This window comes from Marinobacter segnicrescens, assembly GCF_900111555.1.
In the GTDB taxonomy this organism is placed as follows: domain Bacteria; phylum Pseudomonadota; class Gammaproteobacteria; order Pseudomonadales; family Oleiphilaceae; genus Marinobacter; species Marinobacter segnicrescens.
This window is the reverse complement of the sequence record NZ_FOHZ01000002.1, coordinates 335,481-342,194: the sequence shown is the minus strand read 5'-3', so window position 1 is coordinate 342,194 and position 6,714 is coordinate 335,481. Positions and strand designations below refer to the sequence as shown.

General features: G+C 60.8%; 7 protein-coding genes. 3 read left to right on the top strand and 4 right to left on the bottom strand.

The genetic code is table 11. The features are described 5' to 3' along the window. On the top strand, window positions 1-747 hold a 747-nt coding region (locus BM036_RS04180), incomplete at its 5' end, for an acyl-CoA dehydrogenase family protein (RefSeq protein WP_177185985.1). 15 nt (window positions 748-762) lie between these two features. Beyond that, window positions 763-1,803 carry a phosphotransferase family protein gene (locus tag BM036_RS04175; RefSeq protein ID WP_091848968.1) on the top strand — a complete coding sequence of 347 codons (1,041 nt, stop codon included), beginning with the start codon at window positions 763-765 and terminating at the stop codon, window positions 1,801-1,803. 295 nt (window positions 1,804-2,098) lie between these two features. Here the strand turns inward: BM036_RS04175 and BM036_RS20505 are convergent, their stop codons facing one another. The 4 genes from BM036_RS20505 to BM036_RS04155 form a co-directional block, all read right to left on the bottom strand. Beyond that, on the bottom strand, window positions 2,099-2,410 hold the full coding sequence (locus tag BM036_RS20505; RefSeq protein WP_091848967.1) for a GIY-YIG nuclease family protein: 312 nt from the start codon (window positions 2,408-2,410) through the stop codon (window positions 2,099-2,101). A 310-nt stretch (window positions 2,411-2,720) separates the two neighbouring features. Beyond that, on the bottom strand, window positions 2,721-3,149 hold the full coding sequence (locus tag BM036_RS04165) for a PaaI family thioesterase (protein WP_091848966.1): 429 nt from the start codon (window positions 3,147-3,149) through the stop codon (window positions 2,721-2,723). Between the two features lie 26 nt (window positions 3,150-3,175). Further along, window positions 3,176-4,243 (bottom strand): BtrH N-terminal domain-containing protein, encoded by a 1,068-nt coding sequence (locus BM036_RS04160; protein WP_091848965.1) that lies wholly within the window; start codon window positions 4,241-4,243, stop codon window positions 3,176-3,178. After that, complete coding sequence (locus BM036_RS04155; RefSeq protein ID WP_218144767.1) at window positions 4,240-5,814, bottom strand: AMP-binding protein; 1,575 nt, start codon at window positions 5,812-5,814, stop codon at window positions 4,240-4,242. Before BM036_RS04155 ends, BM036_RS04160 begins: the two co-directional genes overlap by 4 nt. 79 nt (window positions 5,815-5,893) lie before the next feature. Between BM036_RS04155 and BM036_RS04150 the strand changes: the two genes are divergently transcribed. Next, window positions 5,894-6,703, top strand: coding sequence for an SDR family NAD(P)-dependent oxidoreductase (locus tag BM036_RS04150; protein WP_218144766.1), 810 nt, complete (start codon window positions 5,894-5,896; stop codon window positions 6,701-6,703). The last annotated feature ends 11 nt before the right edge of the window (window positions 6,704-6,714 follow it).

Genomic DNA, 6,714 nt, shown 5'->3' with positions numbered 1-6,714 from the left:
GCGGGTATGCGTACCTCAGCCCAGAAAGTGGATGGGGGCTGGAAGATCAACGGGGCCAAGGTATTTATTACCAATGGCATCCTCGCAGACATGGTCATCGTCTGTGCCAAGACCGATCCGGGCGCCGGGGCTCGTGGTGTGTCGCTGTTTCTGGTCGACACCACCTTGCCGGGTTTTGCCCGTGGCAAGTCGATCCGCAAGATTGGCCAGCATGCCAGCGATACCGCTGAGCTTTTCTTCGATGACCTGGTCGTTCCTGACGATGCCCTGCTGGGTGAGGCAGGCAAAGGGTTTGGTTACCTGATGCAGGAGTTGCCCCGTGAACGTCTGGGCGTCGCAGCCCAGGCCCTGGGAGCCATCGAGGGTGCGCTGAAACTGACCCTGGACTACGTGCAGGACCGCCGGGCGTTTGGCCAGCGTATTGCGGATTTCCAGAATACCCGGTTTACCCTTGCCCAGGTGCGGGCGGACCTGGATATGGGGCGCGGGTATTACAACCAGTGCCTGCAACGCTATCTGGCGGGTGAAATGACAGCGGTGGACGCGGCTGTCATCAAGCTGCAGCTCACCGAGATGCAGTGTAGCTGTATTGATCGCTGTATGCAGCTGTTTGGCGGTTACGGTTATACCCTCGAATATCCTATCTCCCGGTTCTATGTGGATTCCCGGGTGCAGACAGTCTATGCCGGTACTTCTGAAATCATGAAGGAAGTCATTGCCCGCGACATGCTGGGCCGTACGCAATAACCGGGGGTGATACCTATGGACTGGCAGGCATATATCGATACCGAAAAACTCGGCACATGGATGGCCGGACAGGGGCTTGGCGACGGCGAGGTCACCGGTGCGCACTTGCTCGGCGGCGGTACCCAGAACCTTCTCCTGCGTTTTGACTACAACGGGCGAAGTCTGGTGCTTCGGCGGCCGCCGCCTCATCTTCGCGCTAATTCCAATGAAACCATGCGCCGGGAAATGCGCATGCTCGAGGCGCTGGCGGAGTCTGACGTGCCCCATCCCCGCCTGGTTGCTGGCTGCCCTGACGAAACGGTGCTTGGAGCCGCTTTCTATCTGATGGAGCCAGTGGAGGGCTTTGCCCCGGTGAATGGCCTGCCTGCATTCCACGCCTCGGATGTCGCCGTTCGCCACCGCATGGGGCTGTCGCTGGTGGAAGGCATCACAGCCCTGGGGGCGGTGGATTACGAAGCTGTCGGCCTTGCCGGATTCGGCAAGCCGGAAAACTACCTTGAGCGCCAGGTGAATCGGTGGCGCCAGCAGCTCAAGGGTTACGGGGACTTCCCCGGCTGGTCCGGTCCGCAGGCAATTCCCGGTGTGGAGACGGTCGCTGGCTGGCTGGAACGTCACCGGCCTTCGTCGTTTGAGCCGGGTATCATCCACGGCGACTATCACCTTGGTAACGTCATGTACCGTCACGACAGCGGCGAACTGGCGGCCATTGTCGACTGGGAGCTGACCACCATCGGTGACCCGCTGCTGGACCTGGGCTGGCTGCTGGCCACCTGGCCCGGGGAGACACCGGCCGACGACACCATCGAAGGTTTCCGTGTGCAACCCTGGGAAGGATTCCCGGCGGCCGGGGAACTCGTGGAGCATTACCGCTCCCGGACCCATCGGGATACGTCCAGTATCGAGTGGTATGCGGTACTGGCCTGTTACAAGCTCGGCATTATCCTGGAGGGAACCCACGCCCGAGCCTGCGCAGGGAAGGCGCCGAAGGCCACCGGTGACCAGCTACATGCTAGCACCGTGGCGCTGTTTGAGCGGGCTCTTGGGTGGGTGCGCTGATCCGGGCGATGACCCGAAACCTGTAGCTTCAGGGTTATACCCCCCTCCTGGTACAGGTTCCGGTCACCCTGAGCTTGACGAAGGGTGTTTCCGCCAGGTACTGCCACCCTCCTCTCCCGCTCAGCCGTAGTCAGGCGCCCTTCGACAAGCTCCCTTTGACAAGCTCCCTTCGACAAGCTCAGGGTGAACGGGGCTTGGGAGTGCGAACCTCGCATTGCCCCCCGTTGTTCCAGGCGCAGGGCAAGCAGGGGCGGGTGTCCTGTAGCTGGTCGCTCCTGCATTACTCTGCTCGGTATCACCGGTATCGTTCACCCTGAGCTTGTCGAAGGGTGCTTCTCGCCAGCGCCGAGACCCTATCCCAGTCACCAGCGATCATTGCTTCTTTCTTTTTCCGGCTCCAGCCCTTTATCTGCCGTTCAGACGTCAAGGCCTCCGCCCGGGTAGGGAATGGCTGGCTGAACACCAACTTAACGGGCAGTCGGCTGGCGGTATAGCAGGTGGCGAAAGTGCGGCACTTGTGTTGCTCAATACGTTGATCGAGATTATCAGTGTGGCCAGTGTAGTAGCTGTTGTCTGCACACTGAAGAATGTAGACCCAGAACGTCACGAACTCCTCGTTGGTTTTCCTTGTTATAGGCCCTTCGACAGGCTCCCTTCGACAGGCTCCCTTCGACAGGCTCCCTTCGACAGGCTCAGGGCGAGCGAGGTTTGGTAGTACGAATCTCGTTTCGGCCCCCTTTGTTCCGGGCTCCGTTCACCCTGAGCTTGTTGAAGGGCGAACGGGAATCAAAGAGCCGGCTGGTGATCGGAAGAATAGGCTATATGCCCGGCGTCTGAAACGCCGCAAGATCACACATATTGCGCGGTGCCATTTTCCAGCTCTCTACACCAAGCCCTGAGGGCATGGCGGCACCCTTTCAGGTGGTTTTGTGAGAGGAAGGAATCGCGTAGGTCACTACTGCATGGGCGACGGGCTTTTCCAGGTGGCCTTCGGAGTAGATGTTCACCTCGGTAAGCACAGAGCGGCGGCCCAGATGGAGCAGGGTGCCCTTTGCCAGCAGGGCCTTGCCGGATTCCGGTTTGCGCAGGAAGTTGATGTTCAGGTTGCTGGTGACCGCAAGGGGCACGATGCCGATATGGGACAGTACCACCACGTAGGCGGCGGTATCCGCTGTTGCCATCATGGTGGGACCGGACACGGTGCCGCCGGGGCGCAGGTGGGATTCATCCACTGGCTGGCGCACCCAGGCTTCGCTTTCATCCACGCTTTCCACGGTGATGGTGGCCTGGGGAAATTCGCCGCTCATGAATGCCTGTAGCTCGTCAGCACTGGCCTGGATTGCCATCGGTTGATTCCTTGTTGATTGGTTGGTTACTTCGCCGGTCCGGTCTCGCCGGCCTGTTCCAGTGCCCGCTGCATGGCCAGTTCCAGGGCAGGTAGCTGTTGGGCGGCCTCGCTGACGGCCCGGATGTCCATTTGCTCTGCCCGGGCATGTTCCCCGAGAGCAGTCCATGCATCGGCGCTGCGCTGGCAGGCGTCTGCGGCGGTCGCGAAGTCAGGGTCGCCGGTGGCCTGCGCCACATCCCGGCAGAAGCTGGCTTGCAGCCGGCGGAAGAAGCCGCCACCAGTGCCGGCTTTTTCCACAAACACCGGTATGCTTCTCACGGCAGCGGTCAGTTCTTCGGGATCCAGGCGGTAGGGCCAGGTGATGATGTCATCGGCGAATGCCTGGACGCCCTCGACGCCGGATGCGACCAGGCTGCCCTCCGGCAGGGTCGATACATCGAACAACAGGGCGTCTTCGCCACCAAGTACCCGCGCAGCCGATGCCGCCGCCTCACGGGCGCAGGTCAGCAGGTCGGGTAATCGGGCCGGAAAACGCATGGGATAGGTCGCAAAGTGGTTGGGCCCCGGGAAGCCATTGGAGCCATGGGCGCTTCGGAAAGCGTCCATGGGGACTTCCTGCACGTCTTCCCGATCGTTGTCCACGATAAAGACTGTGTTTTGGTCGTCGTCATAACCGATGATGACCACATCATGGCGGGTATTGGAAAGCCTGACCCGCAGGTAGGGCAACTCAGCGATATCGCACCAGACCATGACCGGGTGGCCAGCGTCGATCTCCGCCTTTACCCAGTGCCACGCCTCATCCGGATCCTCGGTTTGCTGACGGCGGGTATCAATGTTCAGGCGCTGGCAGAAATCCAGCTCCATATCGGCGTTACGACCCACCAGGTACATGGGCGGCGTCAGGCCGGGATAGCGGGTGTACATGAACGACAGGCCGCCCCCCAGGCCGAAGACCAAACCTTCACCCGGCAACCGGCCAGGCAGCTCTTCCCAGCCGAGGTCAGCCCAGTGCAGCAGGTCCCGCAGGGCACCTGAGCCGCAGTGGCCACCAAGCTGGTGCGGGTAGGGGTCGATGATGACTCGGCTCATTTGGGTTCACTCCAATGCTGACGAAGGACTTTCTTGTCGAGTTTGCCATAGGCCGTTACCGGAAGGCTGTCCACCAGGTGAATGGCCTTGGGGACCTTGTATTTCGATAGGGTTGCCTTGCAGTGAGCCAGCAGCTCGGCTGTATCCGGTGATGCGCCGGGCTGGGGTACCACAAAGGCAGTTACCGCCTCACCCCAATCCGGATCTGGCAGTCCAACCACAGCCACCTGGGCGACACCCTCGCAGGGCTGTAGCGCGTTCTCCACTTCGGAGGTGTACACATTCATGCCGCCACTGATGATCATGTCATTTTTGCGGTCGAGCAGATAAAGATACCCATCGCCGTCCAGCCGTCCGATGTCCCCGGTATGCACCCAGCCGTCCACCAGCGTGGAAGCGGTTTTCTCCGGCAACCGATGATACCCCAGCATGTTATAGGGGGTGAGGGTTGTGACTTCGCCGCTTGCGCCCTCGGGAACGTCATTGCCCTGGTCATCAACGATCCGCACCCTCGACATGGTCGCCGGCTGGCCGCAGCTGAGCAGTCGTTCGGGGTTTCCGGGGTCGTGGTCTTCCCGGCGCAGCCGGGTGATGAAATTGGGCGCCTCCGTCTGGCCATAGAGTTGCATGAATACAGGGCCGAAGGTGGCCAGGCCCTGTTGCAGACGATCCACGGTTATTGGTGCGGCACCGTACAGCATGGTGCGCAGGGCTCTCAGGTCCGGTGCCGGTCCGGACTGCTCATCGAGCCAGTCCAGCAACCGGTAGATCATGGTGGGTACCATGAAGGTGAGGGTTACCCGGTCGTCGCTGATTCGCCGGATCACAGTGGCCGGGTCGAATCCAGGCTCGATAAAGTGGGTGGCGCCCTTGAGCAGGCCTGTGAGCAACAGCATGCCGGCAGCATGGGGCAGGGGAGAAGTCAGCAAGAGTCGCTCATCGTCCTGCAGGCCCAGCTCTGTCAGGTGAGAGAGCAGGTTCAGGTACACGTTCTGCTGACTGTGCATAACGCCCTTGGGTTTGCCGGTGGTGCCACCGGTATAGCCAATAAAGGCAAGCTGGTCCGGAGTGATGTCTACCTGGGTGTATTCCGGGCGTGCGCCGGCGAGGAAGCCTCGCCAGGGGACCATTCCATTCGGGCACGGTGCGCTGTCGCCGACGACAATAACGGTTTCCAGGTCTGGCAGTTGCGAGCGCCTTGCTTCCAGCAGCGACACCCGGCGTGCATCCACAATGGCTACCCGCACGCCGGCATCTGCCAATATGTAGAGGACCTCATCATCGCTGAGCATATCGTTCAGGGGAACCTTAATGGCTCCAGCCTGGATCACACCCTGATCGGCAACGGCAAATCCCAGGCAGTTGGCCATGGCAATGGCCACTGGTGTGCCGGGGCGAACGCCCAGGTCAATCAGGCCATTGCCAGCGCGAATGGATTGCTCCAGTAACTGCCGATAGGTCAGCTTAAATCCGTGCATGGTCAGGGCGCAGCGGTCGCCAAAACGGCCCAGGGCGCCGGTATAAAGGGATTTGAGCGTAAGCAGGTCTGAGGGCATGGAGGGAGGCATCATGGCGCGACAAGGGTCCTTTTATTGTTGTTGATTTTCACCTTAACGGGCGCCGTTTGCCCGAGCATCGTCGGATCGGACGATGCTCTGCCTCGAAACGCTGATTACCGTGGATCGTTATACCCACGACCCATCACGGCAGGAGAAAACAACAATGAACGATCTGGACTACACCGGGAAAACGGTACTGGTAGTGGGAGGCTCCAGTGGTATCGGTAATGGTATCGCCCAAGCCTTCCGTGCCCGGGGCGCCGAGGTGCATGTATGGGGCACGCGGGCGTCGGCAGGTGATTATGACGCTTCTGAGGGTTCGGATCTTGGCGGTCTGCACTATACCCAGGTGGATGTGGGTGATATCGATGCGATTGAGCGTGTCCAGCCTGCCTTCGACAAACTCGATGTGCTGATCCTGTGTCAGGGCGTGGTGGTCTACAAGCGCGGCGAGTTCGAGCGTGCCGGGTGGGACCATGTCATCAACGTAAACCTCAACAGCCTGCGGGCCTGTGCCATGAAGTTCCATGACCAGCTAGCCGAAAGCCAGGGTTCGCTGATCATTGTGAGTTCCACGGCGGCGTTCCACTCCACCAAGGGTAACCCGGCCTACAACGCCTCCAAGGCAGGGGCGGTGGCACTGGTGCGTACCCTTGGCGAGGCCTGGGCACCGGAGGGTATCGCGGTAAACGGCATTGCGCCCGGGTTTGTCGCCACCAAGATGACGAAAGTGACCACCGACAACCCGAAACGAAAGCAGATGGCCGAGGCAGCCATTCCGGTAGGGCGGATGGGCGAGCCCCACGAAATGGCGGGACCTGCCTTGTTCCTGGCCTCACCGCTGGCTTCCTACATGCGGGGGCAGACGCTGATTGTGGATGGGGGGCTCACACTTTCCTGACGAAGGTTTTT